This window comes from Anabaena cylindrica UHCC 0172 (assembly GCF_034931625.1).
Lineage (GTDB): Bacteria > Cyanobacteriota > Cyanobacteriia > Cyanobacteriales > Nostocaceae > Anabaena > Anabaena cylindrica_A.
This window is the reverse complement of record NZ_JAYGGY010000002.1, coordinates 139993-155911: the sequence shown is the minus strand read 5'-3', so window position 1 is coordinate 155911 and position 15919 is coordinate 139993. Positions and strand designations below refer to the sequence as shown.

Below are 15919 nucleotides of genomic sequence, written 5' to 3'. Positions count from 1 at the left end.
AGTTTATTAAACTGGCACTTTAGTATTAATTCTCCATAAAAGAGACGCAAGAGCCAAAATAATTAGGCGATTGCTGTAGAGTATACTATATAAAAATTCATAAATACAAGAGTATTACCTTATCCAAATTTGTCATTTTTAGATGAAGTTTTCTTTGCAAAATTAGCCAGAGACTCATTCTAAGCAAAGCGCGAATTAAATTACTATTCCTAAAGGATTATCCTTACAGATATGCGTGACATAAATTAGTTTAAATCTGCCTAAATCGCAGGATTAAACCATTCAAAAGGTAGAGGTTATGTTGATCGAAATTTGTAACCATTAAATGTGCGGCTAAACAATATCAAGAGTAAATTCAATCTTAACTTGATAATATATAGAGCCAAGCTTAAAAAATTCAACATACTAGAGTAATTATCATGAGTGCTGCAATTGATAACTTCACTAAAAACGCAATGAAGCAGGGACTGGCGGACTGATCACGTTTAAAGACTCAAATTGGCTGATGTCCATTGTCCTCGCCTATCAACCCCACTTTATCAACCAGCCAGCTGATGTCCAAGTCTTCTGGGGATATTCCCGTTTAGGCGATCCCTACGGGGGGCTACGCCTACGCGTGGGTAACTTTGTTCCCAAACCGATGAGCGACTGCAACGGTGAAGAAATTCTGCGAGAACTCTGCGGTCATTTACGATTCGATTTGGACATTGTGGAATCGGCAAACTGCATTCCTTGCAGAATGCCGTACATCACAAGTATGTTTATGCCTCGTTTACGTAGCGATCGACCATTGCCGATCCCTCGTAGCTCCAAGAACCTCGCTTTCATCAGCCAGTTTGTGGAAATTGCTGATGATGTCGTCTTTACAGTTGAATATTCGGTGCGATCTGCTCAGATAGCAGTCTATGAATTCCTAAATATCGATCGCCAGATCCCACCTATCTCGCCTCATGATAAGTCACTGCAAGTCCAGTTTATTTTTATTGTTCTAGGAACTCTCTTATGAAACCGGATTACCTGATTGTCGGTAGTGGTTTATCAGCATTAGTCTTTGGCGCTTTGATGGCAAAATCTGGCCAGACTGTGCAAATTCTCGAAGCCCATGAGCATCCCGGAGGTTTTGGGCATACGTTTACAATGGCTAAAAAGTATACGTTTAACGCTCAATTTCACTACGTTTGGGACTGCGGTGAAGGGCAAACCGTCAATCGGGTACTCAAAAAACTAGGGTTAGAGCAAGAAGTAACTTTTGAACGTTATGACCCAGATGGCTTTGATCATATGCGATCGCCAGAGCATAAGTTGGATATTCCCTCAAAGCCAGAGGAACTAATCCAGCGATTGTCTAATCTGTTTCCGGCTCATGGCGTTGGCGAAGCCTCTCGATCAGAGAATCGCATTCGCAAATTCGTCAACGAAGTGGAAAAGACTGGTGAAGGTTTGAAAAAACTCTCTCCACCGATCAAGCCAATTGAACTGCTAAAACATCCAAATCAGGTATTTTCTGCCGTCCAGTATCTCAACAGCACACTTCAGGATGTCTTTGACAAGTTCCAACTACCCCAAGCTGCTCAAACCTTATTAGCCTTGCAATGGCCTGATTTTTTGCTGCCTCCCAATCAACTCTCTTTCTATGCTTGGGTGATATTGTTTCGAGGCTATCAAGCGGGCGCATTTTATCCAACTCAGCATTTTGAATATGTGATTAATTCCTTGGTTAAGATCATCGAATCACATGGGGGACAGGTATTGCTCAACCATGAAGTCACCAATTTTAGAGTCACAGACAGAACAGTTACGGGAGTCCAGGCGATGGATCTCACCACCCATCAAACCCATGAATTTACAGGCGACACCGTAATTTGCAATATTGACCCCAAAAAAGCCGCCAAGATGATCGGGGAATCGCAGTTTTCTAAAAGTGTACGCCGAAAACTCAACTATGAATATTCGGCATCTAACTACATGGCTTATTGCGTCGTCAAAGATATCGACCTCCGAGACTATGGATTTGGCAAGTGGAATCTCTTTCATACAGGGCATCACGATTTAAATGAAGCCTTTGCACAGATGTACGATCGCAATGACTTTTCTAATCCTAGTTTTGCGATCACAACGCCTACTTTATTAACTACAGCAAGTCGGGACTGCCCAGAAGACTGCCAGATTGTGGAATTTCTCACCGTTGCTAATTATAAATACTTCCAGGAATTACGGGATAATGACCGCAAAGCTTACAACCAGAAAAAACAAGAAATCTTAGATTCCATCCTCGATATTGTGGAAAAAAACTATGTACCCAACTTCAGAAAATACATGGTCTTCCACATCACAGGTAGCCCCACTACTAATGAGCGTTTTTGCTGGTGTCCCAATGGGAATTCCTACGGCTCTAGTATGACACCAAAGAATATGGGACTGGGGCGACTGAATCACGAAACCTCGCTTAATCATTTCTATTTCTGCAACGCCTCATCTGGCTATCCGGGGTTTGCTGCCACATTTTGGACAGGTGCATTGCTGTATCAACGATTATCAGGCGACGTGATTTTAGGCTAAGGCTAAACAGGCGATTTCTACAATGGGCTATGACGCTCATGGACTCGCTAACGCTTCGCACATTTCCGTTCTTTTCATTCTTTTCTTTGCGTCTTTGCGCCTTTGCGTGAGGCAAAAAAATATTTATGCAACTTGAGAGGTAAATCATGAGAATAGCGATCGTTGGGGGGGGAGCCAGTGGCATGGTGACAGCTTACCTGCTAGATAAAAAAGGGCATCATGTCACTGTGTTTGAACGGCAACCTACTTTAGGTGGACATATTCGGACACTCAACAAGAATGTTCAGCCGAACCAATCCGATTGTCAGGAAATTTTAGAAAATGGAGTTCTGGAATTTCCGACTGTGTTTCACAACTTCATCGCCCTCATGGAAGAGTTAGGGGTGGAATTAGAACCCGTCAAGATAGGTTCAGCGCTGTTTCTCAAAAATGGCAGTCATTATCTATCGGGAGTCACAATCCAGAAGAACTTCACAGGTATTCGCCGCCTGATCGAATATTTACGCCTCGATACCCTCTATGCCCGTTCTGCTGGATTATGGCTAAGAATGCGATTTGCTCACCAGCAAGATTTTTATAATCAACCTTTGTCGCAATACTTGAAACGCGCCTGTATTCGCAATACTTGGCTAAAATTGCTAGTCATGTATAGCTATTCAATGCCGTTGGAACTGATTGATGATTTTCCGGCAGAATTAGCGATGCCTGTTTTACGCAACGATGTCGCAGTCAACTGGGTCAGGATTAAAGGCGGTGTGTATTCTTACATTGAAAAAATTCTGGCGCGATTCCAGGGTGAGGTTGTGCTGAATGTAGAGATTGACCGGATTTTCAGAACCTCGGATGCTGTGAAAATTGTGCGAAGGACGGGTGAAATTCAGGAGTTTGATAAAGTCGTGTTTGCTACGCCACCAGACCAAGTAATGGCGCTGTTAGCAGATCCAACTGATGCCGAAATCAAACGGTTTTCTGCTTGGAAAGCCAATTATGCGACTACCTTACTGCATACAGATAGTTCCATATACAACCGCTATGGCATTAAACAACCATCAGAATTTGATTTTTTTCAAGCAAAAAGCCGGTGGGGTTATAACAGTTGCCTGAATCAGATTTGTGATATTTCATCGCCACCAAATTATTTTCTCTCGTTCCAACTAGAGGAGTTAATTTCTAGGGACAGGCTCATTCACATTGAAAAACATCACACCCCGTTATATACCACTGAATCTTTTAGATATCGAGATGAAGTAGTTGCTACTAATGGCGAGAACAACACTTACCATGCAGGAGCTTATCTTGGTGATGGCTTGCATGAAGGAGCTATAACTTCTGCCTTTCGAGTCGCTCAACTGGTTGGGTTAAGCCAAGGCTCGATTGATATCACAAATCCTAAATTGTTACCACAATTTGTACAAAATTGAACAATCAAATTCTTTATATAAATTTAAAAGGAGATGAACATGAGAGTTATTGAGTCTGAAATATCTCGTTCCTATGCAGAGCATGGGAATGCCCCTCGTTGAGGCTCTACCTCCAGTCTGGCATTGAGTCAGAGACTCAATGAATGCATTCCCATTCGGAGACTGGGAACGAGGAAAGTCTTACCAAGCTAGGGTTTTAGGACTTGTGTGTACACCGTAGCCTTTATAAGGGGAGGGTTAGGGTGGGGTAAAGAAATATTGGATACATCAATTATGACTTTTCAAACATCCTTTAAAGCTTTGAACCAACAAATAATAGGGAAAAACTTTAATGCAGCTTAAAACTTCAAACCCGAACGCTAAAACAGAAAGAGAAAACAATCAAGATACTCAAGAAATTCAGCCGTTTGGCACACTTCTCAATCTATCAAGTCCACAGAATTTGTTATCAACTCTGCAAGAACTTCGCCAGATTGTTAAAAACGAGGGACAAGCCACCTTTAATCAGTGGAAATTGCACATTCAGCGGACTGAGTTTCTTTCTAGTGCCTTGAATTTAGCTGAATATCTAGCTTTACGTCGGCATGATCTTCGCTCCGTCCAAGCTGCACTAATTCCTTGGGGTTTATCCTCATTAGGAAGAATTGAAGCACGGGTGATGCCTAATCTCGATGCTGTCATCACTACCTTGGAACTCATTTGTGGCTATGAGTTTGCCCAGTATCTCAACCGTCCACCCATCGAGTTCTTTTTTGAGGGCGATCGCTTACTACAACAGCATACCGAAGAATTGTTTGGTCAGTCTCCATCCCAGCGTCGGGTCAGAATTATGGTGACACTACCCACGGAAGCTGCCACTGACTATGAAATGGTGCGAGAAATTATCCAACGCGGGGCAACCTGTGTGCGAATTAACTGCGCCCACGATACAACCGAAGCTTGGGAAAAGATGATCGATCATACCCGTCGAGCCGAACAGGAAACAGGAAAGTCTTGTAAAGTCATGATGGACTTAGCTGGGCTGAAAATCCGCACGGGACAGGTACTTGCACCACTTGATAAAAAACGGGTATTTAAAGGAGATCATATCCTGCTGTCGCGGTGTGAGCCGGAACTCGAAAGTAAAGCAGGTACATCACCTGTAGACATTTTCCAAACTTGCTGTACGGTTCCCGAAATTCTCGATTTGTTAACGGTTGACACCCCCGTATATATCGACGATGGCAAGATTCGGACTTGTGTAGTTGATACCCAGTATCCAGTAGCCGATGGACAACCAGGGCTTTTACTAAAAGTAACGAATGCCAGCCCCAAAGGAGTTAAACTCAAATCTGAAAAGGGGTTGAATTTCCCAGAGACAGTGTTACCTCTTAGTCCACTAACTGAAAAAGATTTATCCGACTTGGATTTTGTCGCCCTCCACGCAGATATTATTGGCTACTCTTTTGTACAACGTGCTGCCGATATTGAGTTACTCCAACAAGAATTGGACAAGCGATCTGAGGGACGAGTAACCCGACCGGCGATTGTGGCAAAAATTGAAACCGCGATCGCAGTTTCTAATCTACCAGAGTTAATTATCTATGCCGCCGGGAAGCAATCATTTGGTGTGATGATTGCCAGAGGTGATTTAGCAGTTGAAATTGGCTACCAGCGTTTAACAGAGATCCAAGAAGAAATTCTCTGGATTTGCGAAGCGGCTCATGTTCCTGTGATTTGGGCAACCCAAGTTCTAGAAAGTTTAGTAAAAAATGGCACGCCTTCGCGGGGAGAGATGACGGATGCGGCAATGGCTGAACGGGCTGAGTGTGTGATGTTAAACAAAGGCAAGTTTATTGCCGAAGCGATCACTATTCTAGATGATGTTCTCACACGCATGGAAGCCCATCAATTGAAAAAAACGCCACAGTTGCGGGCGCTCCATTCGTGGTAATTTTTTTAACCAGCAATACAAACTATGAAAGTTGCTATTTTTAGTACCAAGTCATACGATCGCCAATTTTTCACAGTCGCCAATGAGCAGTATCACCATGAACTGATATTTTTAGAACCACGGCTGAATCGTCAAACTGCCCTTCTCGCCACAGATGCAATCGCTGTTTGTATCTTCGTTAATGATCAAGTCGATCGAGCCACGTTAGAGGTTCTTGCTAAAAATGGTATACGCCTCATTGCCTTGCGCTGTGCCGGGTATAACAATGTCGATGTACAGGCAGCAAAAACGCTAGGCATCAAACTAGTGCGAGTTCCAGCCTATTCTCCTTATGCCATCGCCGAACATACCGTTGGACTAATATTGGTACTTAACCGCAAATTGCATCGGGCATACAACCGCGTCCGCGAGGGCAATTTTTCATTGGCAGGATTACTCGGATTCGATCTACATGGACGCACGATTGGCATTATCGGTACAGGCAAAATTGGACAAGTCGTCGCCCAAATTATGACGGGATTCGGCTGTAAAGTTATTGCCTACGATATCCACCGCAATCCCGAATGTGAAGCGATCTCAGTCGAATATATGGATCTGCCCCAACTATTTTCCCAATCAGATATTATTACCCTCCACTGTGCATTAAATCCACAGACCTATCATTTAGTCAATAAGGATGCGATCGCTCAAATGAAGCCTCACGCGATGCTCATTAACACGGGTCGGGGAGCATTAATCGACACAGAGGCAATCATTACTGCACTCAAATCATCACAAATCGGGGCATTAGGGCTAGATGTATACGAACAAGAATCAGAACTATTCTTTGACGATCACTCAGATCAAATTCTTCTAGATGATACCTTTGCCCGACTGATGACCTTCCCCAATGTGATGATTACGGGACATCAGGCGTTTTTTACTGAGGAGGCGATGCACGCGATCGCTGAGGTGACATTATCAAATATCACGCAAGTAGAACAAGGACAGACCTGCGCCAATGAAATTTAGAATACAAAAGCGAATCAAGGAATCAAATGATTAGTCATCAATCTCAAGCGACGCAACCCGTCGAAAACCAAAATAGTGAGCGTGTTGCAGTTTTACTTGCAGGGTATGGTGAAGTCCAATCTTACCGCGCTCTGAGTATTTACAACCAAGCCGCAACTAAATACATTGCATCTCAGTTTGTGCCGATTCCAGAATGGCTATATCCTCTTGCTGGTTGGTTTCTTTCACTTCAAGATTTATACAATTTTGGAGTCAAGCATGATCATTTTATATCACCCGAAAATGAGATTTTTGAGAAACAACGTTTTGGTATTGAGGAACAGTTACAAAACCAATGGGGAAATCGGGTAGAAGTGTTCAAAGGCTTTTATTTCTGTCAACCCTTTGTGCAAAAAGTTGTCGCAAATATCATTGAGCAAGGTTTTCAGAATTTGCTAATTTATCCCATGCTTGTAGTCGATTCTGCATTCACAGGAAAAATAGCTGTAGAGCAAGTCAATGAAGTGATTGCTGCAAAAGTAACTCATAATGAGCCTCAATATTTTCCATTCCAAGAAATTCGATATATTCCAGCTTTTGCAACTGAACCTGCTTACATTGATTTGATGGTGCGTCGGATTAAGGAAACTCTGAATCAGCTATTTGTTGATCGCTTTATGAAGTCTCAGATTGGCATTATATTAACGGTTCATGGTGGCCCAGAAAAAGCGCAAGGACTGTTAACTGGAGTAATTGATGGACAAGCCCTTTATGATGCCGTGGCAGCACAGTTGCAACATGAATATCCCCTAGTCTCCATCGGTTGGGTGAATCATGACACACCTTTCATTAATTGGTCACAACCGGATCTAAAACAAGCCGCTAAAAGCTTGATTAAGGCAGGGGCTAAAACCATTTTATTTAAACCCCTTGGTTGGGCAACTGAGAATTTTGAAACCATTCTTGATGTCGAGGATGCAATTCAATCTTTACAGCGTCAATATCCAACGGTGACTTACACAAGACTCGATTGTGTCAATGATGATCCTGATTTTCTGAAAATAGCCGCAGAATGGGCAAATCCTCATATTGAAGCCATGCTGTCAGTGCCGCAACACCATGAGCATCTTGAAACGAGAAGACTTGATTTTGATTGAACTTGATCGTGATTCATCTAAAAAACAGGTGACAAAAATCCGGCGGAATTGTCCGTAATATCATGTCCGGTTAATCTCAGATGTTGATCGTTCTGGAGGATGAAATCTATGAAATGGCAACAATTAATTTTGGTTTTTATAGCCAGTATTTGCTTAATATTTGCAGGCAATGCCCTGGCGCAGACTGATATTAATATCAATAACACCAACCTGATTCGCTTTGGTGGAAGTGTAACTGTACCAGAGAATCAAGTTGTGGAAAACGCTGTGGCTTTTGGGGGGAATGTTACCGTATTGCCTAATGCGAGAGTTTTAGACACTGCGATCGCTTTTGGGGGAGATGTCATCCTCAAAAAAGGAGTGCAGGTAGAGGGTGATGTTTACTCCTTTGGCGGCAAAATCGTCAAAGAAGAAGGTGCGAACATTGGTGGTAGATATACAACCAATGATCGACCAGGGATGATGGATAGTTCCCATCGAGGTAGAGGTAGCTTTTCCTACACTATTTCTTTCAGTCCCATTTTTAGAATTGGTAACGCCGTACTAGCAGCTATTCTCGGACTGATTATTTTACATACCAATCCACATTTTCTGCCAAATTTGGCTACGAAATTGCGTCAACAACCCACTTTGGCTGTTTTCTGGGGAATGGGGGCGTTTGTCGCCATTATCTTTCTCACGGTGTTTCTGGCGATTACGCTTATTGGTATTCCTCTGATTCCACTACTAAGTCTGACTGTGATCATTACTTCTCTAGTCGGATCATTAGCCGTGGCACTTTCTGTCGGTCAACGCCTATTTAGTAATCGTAATTGGTCGTTACAGCAGCAATTTTTAGTAGGTTTAACAATCCTGACAGTTCTGACACTAATTCCATTTTTCGGAGGGTTAGTAATTTTCTTAGTCAATCTCTTCGGCTTGGGTGTCGTCTTGCTGTGGAAATTTGGTAAAGAAAAACCTCAAATAGTTATCACTGATTGAACTGATTTAAGGATTTCACGGAATGAAGCGCAAAGTGCGGTCTTGGGGTCTCCCCAAGAGGAGCAACTTTGTAAGACAGGATATGACAGTAAATGAAAAGGTTAAATCCCCATTACGTTAGCGTTCGCGTAGCGTGCCGTAGGTATAGCTCTCCCGAAGGGAGCATTACGAATTATTTAATGAATGAGTAGGGTGACATGAATATTCATCCTGCATTTGACCTTAATTTAAGTTTAAGAAAAGCCATGATTTACTTGCCTTTGATTTCAATCTTGTTCCTTGTTGGACCAGCACTTGCAGCGATCGCCATAACGCGATCGCTCGCCACCCGTGGACATTTAGTTTTGTTGGGCGTGTGTATCCTCTACGGAATTTTTCCATTCTTGGTCACTTGGGGAGGGATGGGTTTAGCTGAACGCTTTGGTTGTTCATCGGAAGCAGTTCGCTTTATTTGTCCTTCCTCATCTTGGCTGGGAGATGTGATTTCCGGGATGTTCTTAGCTCACTGGCTGGCGATTTTCACGATTCCATCAGCCATTTTAGGTGCGATCGGACTCCTGATTTCTTTGATTATTAAGGCCAAGCCATCGGATGCCAATACTCCCGTCATACCAAGGATTGTATTTCATCGCAGTCGTCATAAAGTTTTCGCCGGGGTGTGTTATGCCCTTTCTCAGCTATGGAATTTACCAGTCATGGGTGTCAGGATCGTTACCGTTATTTTAGCGATCGTCATCCCTGGATTTATTTTTCTGTACTTTTGGTGTTGGTTGGCATTCCCGATTGAGCAGCGATCGCAACAACAGCCTGTAGGAGATGCCTAAATATGAGTTTACGCAACGATCATCAAATATCCCACCTCCCAAAAACCACCTTTGCGGGAAAGTTAGTTTGCCCCCATTGCCAAACTGCTTTTCCCGTTACGTGGCGGCGATATTGGTCTGCACCGTGGGGAAATTACCGATGTCCTGAATGTCGGCAAATATCCCAGGCCACAGCAAATTTCTGGTGGGTATTGCCCCTCACGATCGTCGCCATGATGACGGGTGCAATCCTTGGTGTTGTGTTCGCCGCTTACGTTTTTCATATCGGATGGACGGGGATAGTTTTCCTCTTAATCGGTGGCTTGGCCGTTGGTTTACCACTTGATAAATGGATGGATGGGCATTTAAGACGGCTTGAACCAAGGGAGGCAAATTCTGCATCGGTACTTATTAAATATTTAAAGGCGCTTCTCTTTTTCCTGATAACGTATTTATTCGTTGCTATATTTTGCAGCCTCATCATCACTTCTTTATTATTCGGCAGACTAATAATCTATGTTGGTACCAGTGATGACTGGCGCATTTGGCCGGCAAACATCTTAGGTATCTTGGCTGGCATCTATGCGGCGGAAGCAGCACTTAATCCAAAACCAAGGAAAAACAAAAATAGAGGGTAAGGAAGTTTTATCATGGGTCACTTTATTTAGCTCCTGACAAGAAAGTTATATCGACTATCCAAATTGAAAATTGTGCGGACGTTGACGTAGCCTCTCTCTTGGCGGAGCGTTCCCCAGGAAAAGAGAATCGCGCCCAGTTATTTAAATTTCAGTTTGAACCAAGGGAGGCAAAACAATGAGATCAAAGCTATACAGTTTGGCTGCGTGCTTGGCAACTTTGAGTATGCTTTCAGGCTGCTATTTTAACTTGGGTAAGCTCAGAGGATCTGGAATCGTCAAAACTGAATCTAGAGAAGTGGCTGAATTTTCATCCATCTCCTTTAAATCTGTGGGTAGGGTCAAGGTGCAGCAGACGGGAAAAGAGTCTTTGACTATTAGTGCTGAAGACAATATCTTGCCGCTTTTAGAGAGTCGCGTGAAAGATCGCATTCTGTATCTGGGCATTGCAAATGATTCGTCTTTAGCTCCAACCAAGCCGATTGAGTTTGTTTTGCAGGTCAAGAGTCTGGAAAGCTTGAACGTGGATGGAGTCGGCAGTATTGAAGCTAAGGGTATTCAAGGCAAACAGTTATCAGTTTCTCTCGATGGCGTGGGTAGTACGACGATCGCAGGCAGCGCTGATGTACTAGACCTTACCCTTTCTGGGGTCGGAAGCTTTCAGGGGGAGAAATTCAAAACTAAACAGGCTACGGTTCGCAATAGTGGCGTGGGGAGTGCGGTGGTCAATGTGAGCGATCGCTTAGATGCAACTGTATCTGGTGTGGGATCAATCGAGTATATTGGTTCTCCCCAAGTTCAGAAGTCTGTGAAAGGGGTGGGATCAGTCAAGAAACGGTAGCTAAAAAATATTTACAGCCGAAGGGTTTGAACTCAGAAAATAATTATTACACCTGATTAAAAGTTCAGGAGAAATAAAAATATGAACCAAAAGAAGCAATCTTTAAAGCAAATTATACTTTTTCTACTTTACACTTTTTCCATAACATGGTTTTGTTGGTTAACTATTATCATCGGCAACAAATATTTTAATACTCTTTGGTATGGTGAGTCTTTATTTTGGATACCGATGTTAATTGGCGGTTTAGGACCAACCATTAGTTCATATATTATTTACCGCCAATTCAATGAAGATTTTAGTGAAAAATCTTTTGTGAAGTTTGTCTTTGGTAAAAAAATAGATACAAAAGTGTGGCTGATATTTGGATTGTTTTTAATTTGGCGTTTATTTATGGTTTGGATTGCTTTTGGCATCAAGAATCCTATATCCATTCTCTATATATTTATTAATTTACCAGGACTTATAATTGCAGGTGGATTAGAGGAATTAGGTTGGCGTGGGATTTTGCAACCTAAATTAGAAAAGGTAATTAATTATTTACCTTCTGTCCTGATTGTGGGAATTATATGGAGTATATGGCATTTGCCATTATGGTTTATAAAAGGGACACTTCAAAGTTCATTCCCATTTGGATTATTTTTATTTTCAGTCATAATTGTAAGTTCCAGCTTTACAACTCTCTATAAATACACAAATAACTTATTTTTCTGTGTATTAAGTCATGCCTGGTTTAATGGATGTATTGGGTTAGCTTTATATATAGGTAATAATGGAGTCTTGCAGCTAAATTTGAATTGGAAAGGAATTGTAGTTTTTTCCGTTGAGCTAATAGTGTCTATCATTTTAGGAATAGCATATAGTCGTAGAAAATCTCTTCGGTTTAATCTGTAATAAGTAATATTTGCAGAACGCAAAAAGATATTTTCTAATAAAAATTATCAAAAATATTGAAGGCAAAGCTCAAGTATGAACAACCTCAAAAAACCTTTTTCGCTGAGAACTTATTTATTGGTTGTTGTTGCGGTATCTTGGCCATTTCAAATCGCCTATTTGCTGTGGGCAAAAACACTATTTATGCGCTATGCCTTAAGCTCGTTACCAATGATTATGGTCGCAGTTGGTACATACATTGCAGGTCGCTATATATTCCGTGACGGTTTCTCTAAAGCAGGTTGGAATTGGGGTCAACCAAAACATTATGTAATAGTCTTTTCACTAGCAATCTTTGTCTGGGTTGTTCCCACAATCCTCGAATTAGTTTTAGGAATGCGGAGTATTCCTAAAGGAGTTATGGTTCTGGATATTCTCGGAAATTTTCTACTTCGTTTTGTCGGTACTTTAATTCCAGCCTTTGGTGAAGAGTTTGGTTGGCGCGGCTATCTGCTACCGCACCTGGTCAAACAATACGGACTAAGAACAGCACTGCTACTTCATTCATTTATTTGGTGGGCATGGCATTTGCCTGTACTGATTGGCATGGGTATAACAGAAAAACTTACTGATAATATAGGGACTTCAATCGCCATTATGCTGGCAGTAAGTCTAATTCCTAGCATGATGCACGCGATCATTTATGCCTATATTTGGACTTTTACGCAGAGCCTTGCTGTTGTAACTGTCTATCACGCTGCATTTGATGAAATTCGGGATGCGATCGAAACCTCAATTGGGTTTGGTTCTCTGGTACAGATCTGGCAGATGCTGACGTTGACAATATTAGGCGGACTGCTGCTGTGGAAGGGGAATTGGAAGCAGTTAACGGTGAGGAAAACATGAGAAATTTACTGCTTGCTTCTCCCACAAACGAACAACTGGGAATCCCTTTTACTACCGAACAATTTTTTCAGGTTTTCGAGAAATACAATCAAACTATATTTCCAATGCAGTTTGCACTAATTTTAGTAGCTATCGCATCGGTTGCACTAGTAGTAAGTCGAAAACCATTTGCAAATAAAACCATTTCGGGTTTACTCGGTTTCCTCTGGCTATGGGCGGGTGTTGTTTACCATTTGACTTTTTTTACAGAAATCAGTCCACCTGCTTATCTTTTCGGCGCGTTGTTCGTTTGTCAAGGCTGGTTATTTTTATACGAAGGTATAGTGAGAAATCGTTTAAGTTTTTGTGCTAACCAGAAAATTTACGGTATTCTCGGTGCAGTTTTAATTGTTTATGCCCTAGGGATTTATCCGTTAATCGGTTACGCGCTAGGACGAACTTTTCCTTCATCACCAACATTCGGCGTACCTTGTCCAACAACCATTTTCACCTTCGGTTTGCTGATCTGGACAAACAAAAAATTTCCGTCGAGTTTATTGATTGTTCCGATTTTATGGTCGCTCGTCGGAACTTCAGCGGCGTTAAATTTCGGGATTAAAGAAGATTTTGGATTGCTCGTTGCGGGAACGCTCGGAACGGCTTCTATCATTTGGCGCAATTTAACACCAAAGATGGAGAAATTATATTGAAACAATATGGAAAATGAAACTAAATTAACGCTGATTAAAATTATTCACACGTTGATATGGGTATTCTTCAACTTTGTGATTTTCTATATGCTTTATGCTGTAATCGCAAATAAACTCGATGTCTGGCTCTGGATTGGTTATGGATTTGTATTTCTAGAAGGTATAACCCTACTAACGTTTAAATTACATTGCCCATTAAATCTGCTTGCCCGAAAATATTCAAATTCCCAAAAGGACAATTTTGATATTTATCTGCCAAGTTGGTTAGCCAAATATACCAAGTCGATCTATACCTCTATTTTTGCAATCATTTTTATCATCACAATCTATCAAATTCTAAATCAACAACTATAGGATAAGTATCATGTGGATTGCAATTATTGGTGTTTTAATCATAGTATCCATTGGACTTGCTGCAATTTATGGTAGGTATCGCTGGCAGTCAGATACTGATAACTTACGAGCCAAATTAATAAATGGAAGGCGAACAATTAAGCCCCAAATGTATGACCAAAAAGAAATCGAAGGCTTACCAGAACCCGTACAGCGATTTTTTCGGACAGTACTCAAGGATGGACAAGCGATCGCATCTGCGGTCAAACTATCTCAGCAAGGACAGTTCAATCTGAATGAAACTGAAGATAAGTGGAGTCCGTTTACTGCCACTCAGCTTATCGTCACTCAACGTCCAGGGTTTGATTGGGATGCACGAATTCAGATGGCTCCAGGAGTGAATGCCTTTGTTCATGACACATACCTGTTAGGAGAAGGCAGTTTGCACGCATCATTGCTAGGTCTTTTTACTGTTGCCAAAATGCACGGTGCGCCTGAAAACAATCAAGGTGAATTATTGCGGTTTTTTGCTGAGGCTACTTGGTATCCTACTGCCCTATTACCCAGTCAAGGTGTGCGCTGGGAAGCGATTGATGATACCTCCGCTCGCGCTACTTTGACGGATGGTGCAACAACTGTTTCCCTAGTGTTTCAATTTAATGCTGAGGGAGCTATCGCTACTTGTCGGGCTGAGGCTCGTTATCGTGACAAGCTGACTGCTATGCCTTGGGTTGGTCGATTCTGGGAATATTCAGTTTGTAATGGGATGCTTATTCCCTTAGAAGGCGAGGTGGGATGGGAGTATCCAGAAGGCATTCGGCTTTATTTTAAAGGAAGAACTACAGAGATTCACTATGAGTTCGCGTCTTGATGGACTGCAATCGAAACAAACATCAAAAAGTATGTTACGACTAGCGGAGCATGACTATGCAGGAATTTCTATTTGCTCTCACATTATCAGCTTTGCCCGTTGTCAGCAACTTCATGGGAGCAATGATTGCTGAAGCTTTACCATCATCAAAACAAACATTAGGACTTGCACTGCACGCTGCTGCTGGGGTGTTGTTGGCGATCGCATCTACTGAACTAATACCAAGAGTTGTAATTGCTAAACCTGTTTGGGCAGCTATTCTAGCATTGTTTTTAGGTGGAGCTTTTTTTGTCTGGATTAATCAGCTTCTCAATTTAAGCAAAAATCGACTGCGTGGCGTTGATCATAATAGTGTTAGTTGGGTCATTTTTCTGAGCATTGCCATCGACTTATTTGGTGATGGCTTAATGATTGGCACTAGTTTGACAATCGCGCCTCATCTAGGTGTAGTGCTGGCATCGGGGAGAGTTGTGGCTCACATTCCCGAAGGATTTGTCACCAATGCAGAGTTTAAAAGTCAAAATATGCCGCGATCGCAGCGATTTTGGTTACTTGCGGCGTTTCTGATCCCTGTTTGGCTGGGTGCGACGCTGGGCTATTGGGGGTTGCGCGGACAATCTGATCTGCCCAAATTAATTGTACTGGCATTTACAACAGGCACTTTGATGGTAGCGATCGTTGAAGAAATTCTACCGGAAGCCCATCAAACTCAAGATACAAACTTATCTACATTGACGTTTATCGGGAGTTTTGCACTTTCAATGCTGTTCTCATCTTATCTTGAATAGCTAAAATTTGTAACGTAATTTATTTAACTTTTTAAGTATGCTTTCTCTACCTTCAGTAGGATGTTTAAGTTATAAAATGTATCAGAATATAAGTAGTCGTAATATATGTACCGCACATCTCACCCTTTTAATCAGGACATAA

14 protein-coding genes and 1 pseudogene are annotated in these 15919 nt (G+C 42.0%); all 15 read left to right on the top strand.

The window, feature by feature from the left end:
- Nucleotides 1-466: 466 nt before the first annotated feature.
- Nucleotides 467-1006: pseudogene (locus VB713_RS01270) on the top strand (oleate hydratase); the annotation flags it as partial.
- Entirely contained in the window at nucleotides 1003-2559 is a 1557-nt protein-coding gene (locus tag VB713_RS01265; RefSeq protein ID WP_323309773.1) for an NAD(P)/FAD-dependent oxidoreductase, read from the top strand. The pseudogene VB713_RS01270 and the gene VB713_RS01265, both read left to right, overlap by 4 nt.
- A gap of 146 nt (nucleotides 2560-2705) precedes the next feature.
- Nucleotides 2706-3980: an FAD-dependent oxidoreductase gene (locus VB713_RS01260; protein ID WP_323309772.1), complete on the top strand. Its 1275-nt coding sequence runs from the start codon at nucleotides 2706-2708 to the stop codon at nucleotides 3978-3980.
- 331 nt (nucleotides 3981-4311) lie between these two features.
- A complete protein-coding gene (locus VB713_RS01255; protein WP_323309771.1) occupies nucleotides 4312-5913 on the top strand; it encodes a pyruvate kinase in 1602 nt (533 codons plus the stop codon).
- 24 nt (nucleotides 5914-5937) lie between these two features.
- Entirely contained in the window at nucleotides 5938-6924 is a 987-nt protein-coding gene (locus VB713_RS01250) for a 2-hydroxyacid dehydrogenase (protein ID WP_323309770.1), read from the top strand.
- A gap of 26 nt (nucleotides 6925-6950) precedes the next feature.
- The gene (locus tag VB713_RS01245; protein WP_323309769.1) at nucleotides 6951-8060 is read left to right on the top strand and encodes a ferrochelatase; all 1110 of its coding nucleotides are present in this window, start codon (nucleotides 6951-6953) and stop codon (nucleotides 8058-8060) included.
- Nucleotides 8061-8168: 108 nt separating this feature from the next.
- The gene (locus VB713_RS01240) at nucleotides 8169-9041 is read left to right on the top strand and encodes a hypothetical protein (protein ID WP_323309768.1); all 873 of its coding nucleotides are present in this window, start codon (nucleotides 8169-8171) and stop codon (nucleotides 9039-9041) included.
- Between the two features lie 197 nt (nucleotides 9042-9238).
- A complete protein-coding gene (locus VB713_RS01235; protein WP_323309767.1) occupies nucleotides 9239-9865 on the top strand; it encodes a PspC domain-containing protein in 627 nt (208 codons plus the stop codon).
- A gap of 2 nt (nucleotides 9866-9867) precedes the next feature.
- On the top strand, nucleotides 9868-10482 hold the full coding sequence (locus tag VB713_RS01230; RefSeq protein WP_323309766.1) for a hypothetical protein: 615 nt from the start codon (nucleotides 9868-9870) through the stop codon (nucleotides 10480-10482).
- A 175-nt stretch (nucleotides 10483-10657) separates the two neighbouring features.
- Complete coding sequence (locus VB713_RS01225; RefSeq protein WP_323309765.1) at nucleotides 10658-11320, top strand: GIN domain-containing protein; 663 nt, start codon at nucleotides 10658-10660, stop codon at nucleotides 11318-11320.
- Nucleotides 11321-11401: 81 nt separating this feature from the next.
- Complete coding sequence (locus VB713_RS01220) at nucleotides 11402-12211, top strand: type II CAAX endopeptidase family protein (RefSeq protein ID WP_323309764.1); 810 nt, start codon at nucleotides 11402-11404, stop codon at nucleotides 12209-12211.
- Nucleotides 12212-12286: 75 nt separating this feature from the next.
- Nucleotides 12287-13096 carry a CPBP family intramembrane glutamic endopeptidase gene (locus VB713_RS01215; protein ID WP_323309763.1) on the top strand — a complete coding sequence of 270 codons (810 nt, stop codon included), beginning with the start codon at nucleotides 12287-12289 and terminating at the stop codon, nucleotides 13094-13096.
- On the top strand, nucleotides 13093-13785 hold the full coding sequence (locus VB713_RS01210) for a DUF6064 family protein (RefSeq protein WP_323309762.1): 693 nt from the start codon (nucleotides 13093-13095) through the stop codon (nucleotides 13783-13785). The genes VB713_RS01215 and VB713_RS01210 overlap by 4 nt, the downstream gene beginning before the upstream one ends.
- A gap of 364 nt (nucleotides 13786-14149) precedes the next feature.
- Complete coding sequence (locus VB713_RS01205; protein WP_323309761.1) at nucleotides 14150-14989, top strand: DUF6920 family protein; 840 nt, start codon at nucleotides 14150-14152, stop codon at nucleotides 14987-14989.
- Between the two features lie 56 nt (nucleotides 14990-15045).
- Nucleotides 15046-15777 (top strand): zinc/iron permease, encoded by a 732-nt coding sequence (locus VB713_RS01200; RefSeq protein WP_323309760.1) that lies wholly within the window; start codon nucleotides 15046-15048, stop codon nucleotides 15775-15777.
- The last annotated feature ends 142 nt before the right edge of the window (nucleotides 15778-15919 follow it).

What these genes read in the sequence shown, in the direction of transcription:
- VB713_RS01265 (WP_323309773.1), top strand. Translation starts at nt 1,003, where the DNA reads ATGAAACCGGATTACCTGATTGTCGGTAGTGGTTTATCAGCATTAGTC.
- VB713_RS01260 (WP_323309772.1), top strand. Translation starts at nt 2,706, where the DNA reads ATGAGAATAGCGATCGTTGGGGGGGGAGCCAGTGGCATGGTGACAGCT.
- VB713_RS01255 (WP_323309771.1), top strand. Translation starts at nt 4,312, where the DNA reads ATGCAGCTTAAAACTTCAAACCCGAACGCTAAAACAGAAAGAGAAAAC.
- VB713_RS01250 (WP_323309770.1), top strand. Translation starts at nt 5,938, where the DNA reads ATGAAAGTTGCTATTTTTAGTACCAAGTCATACGATCGCCAATTTTTC.
- VB713_RS01245 (WP_323309769.1), top strand. Translation starts at nt 6,951, where the DNA reads ATGATTAGTCATCAATCTCAAGCGACGCAACCCGTCGAAAACCAAAAT.
- VB713_RS01240 (WP_323309768.1), top strand. Translation starts at nt 8,169, where the DNA reads ATGAAATGGCAACAATTAATTTTGGTTTTTATAGCCAGTATTTGCTTA.
- VB713_RS01235 (WP_323309767.1), top strand. Translation starts at nt 9,239, where the DNA reads ATGAATATTCATCCTGCATTTGACCTTAATTTAAGTTTAAGAAAAGCC.
- VB713_RS01230 (WP_323309766.1), top strand. Translation starts at nt 9,868, where the DNA reads ATGAGTTTACGCAACGATCATCAAATATCCCACCTCCCAAAAACCACC.
- VB713_RS01225 (WP_323309765.1), top strand. Translation starts at nt 10,658, where the DNA reads ATGAGATCAAAGCTATACAGTTTGGCTGCGTGCTTGGCAACTTTGAGT.
- VB713_RS01220 (WP_323309764.1), top strand. Translation starts at nt 11,402, where the DNA reads ATGAACCAAAAGAAGCAATCTTTAAAGCAAATTATACTTTTTCTACTT.
- VB713_RS01215 (WP_323309763.1), top strand. Translation starts at nt 12,287, where the DNA reads ATGAACAACCTCAAAAAACCTTTTTCGCTGAGAACTTATTTATTGGTT.
- VB713_RS01210 (WP_323309762.1), top strand. Translation starts at nt 13,093, where the DNA reads ATGAGAAATTTACTGCTTGCTTCTCCCACAAACGAACAACTGGGAATC.
- VB713_RS01205 (WP_323309761.1), top strand. Translation starts at nt 14,150, where the DNA reads ATGTGGATTGCAATTATTGGTGTTTTAATCATAGTATCCATTGGACTT.
- VB713_RS01200 (WP_323309760.1), top strand. Translation starts at nt 15,046, where the DNA reads ATGCAGGAATTTCTATTTGCTCTCACATTATCAGCTTTGCCCGTTGTC.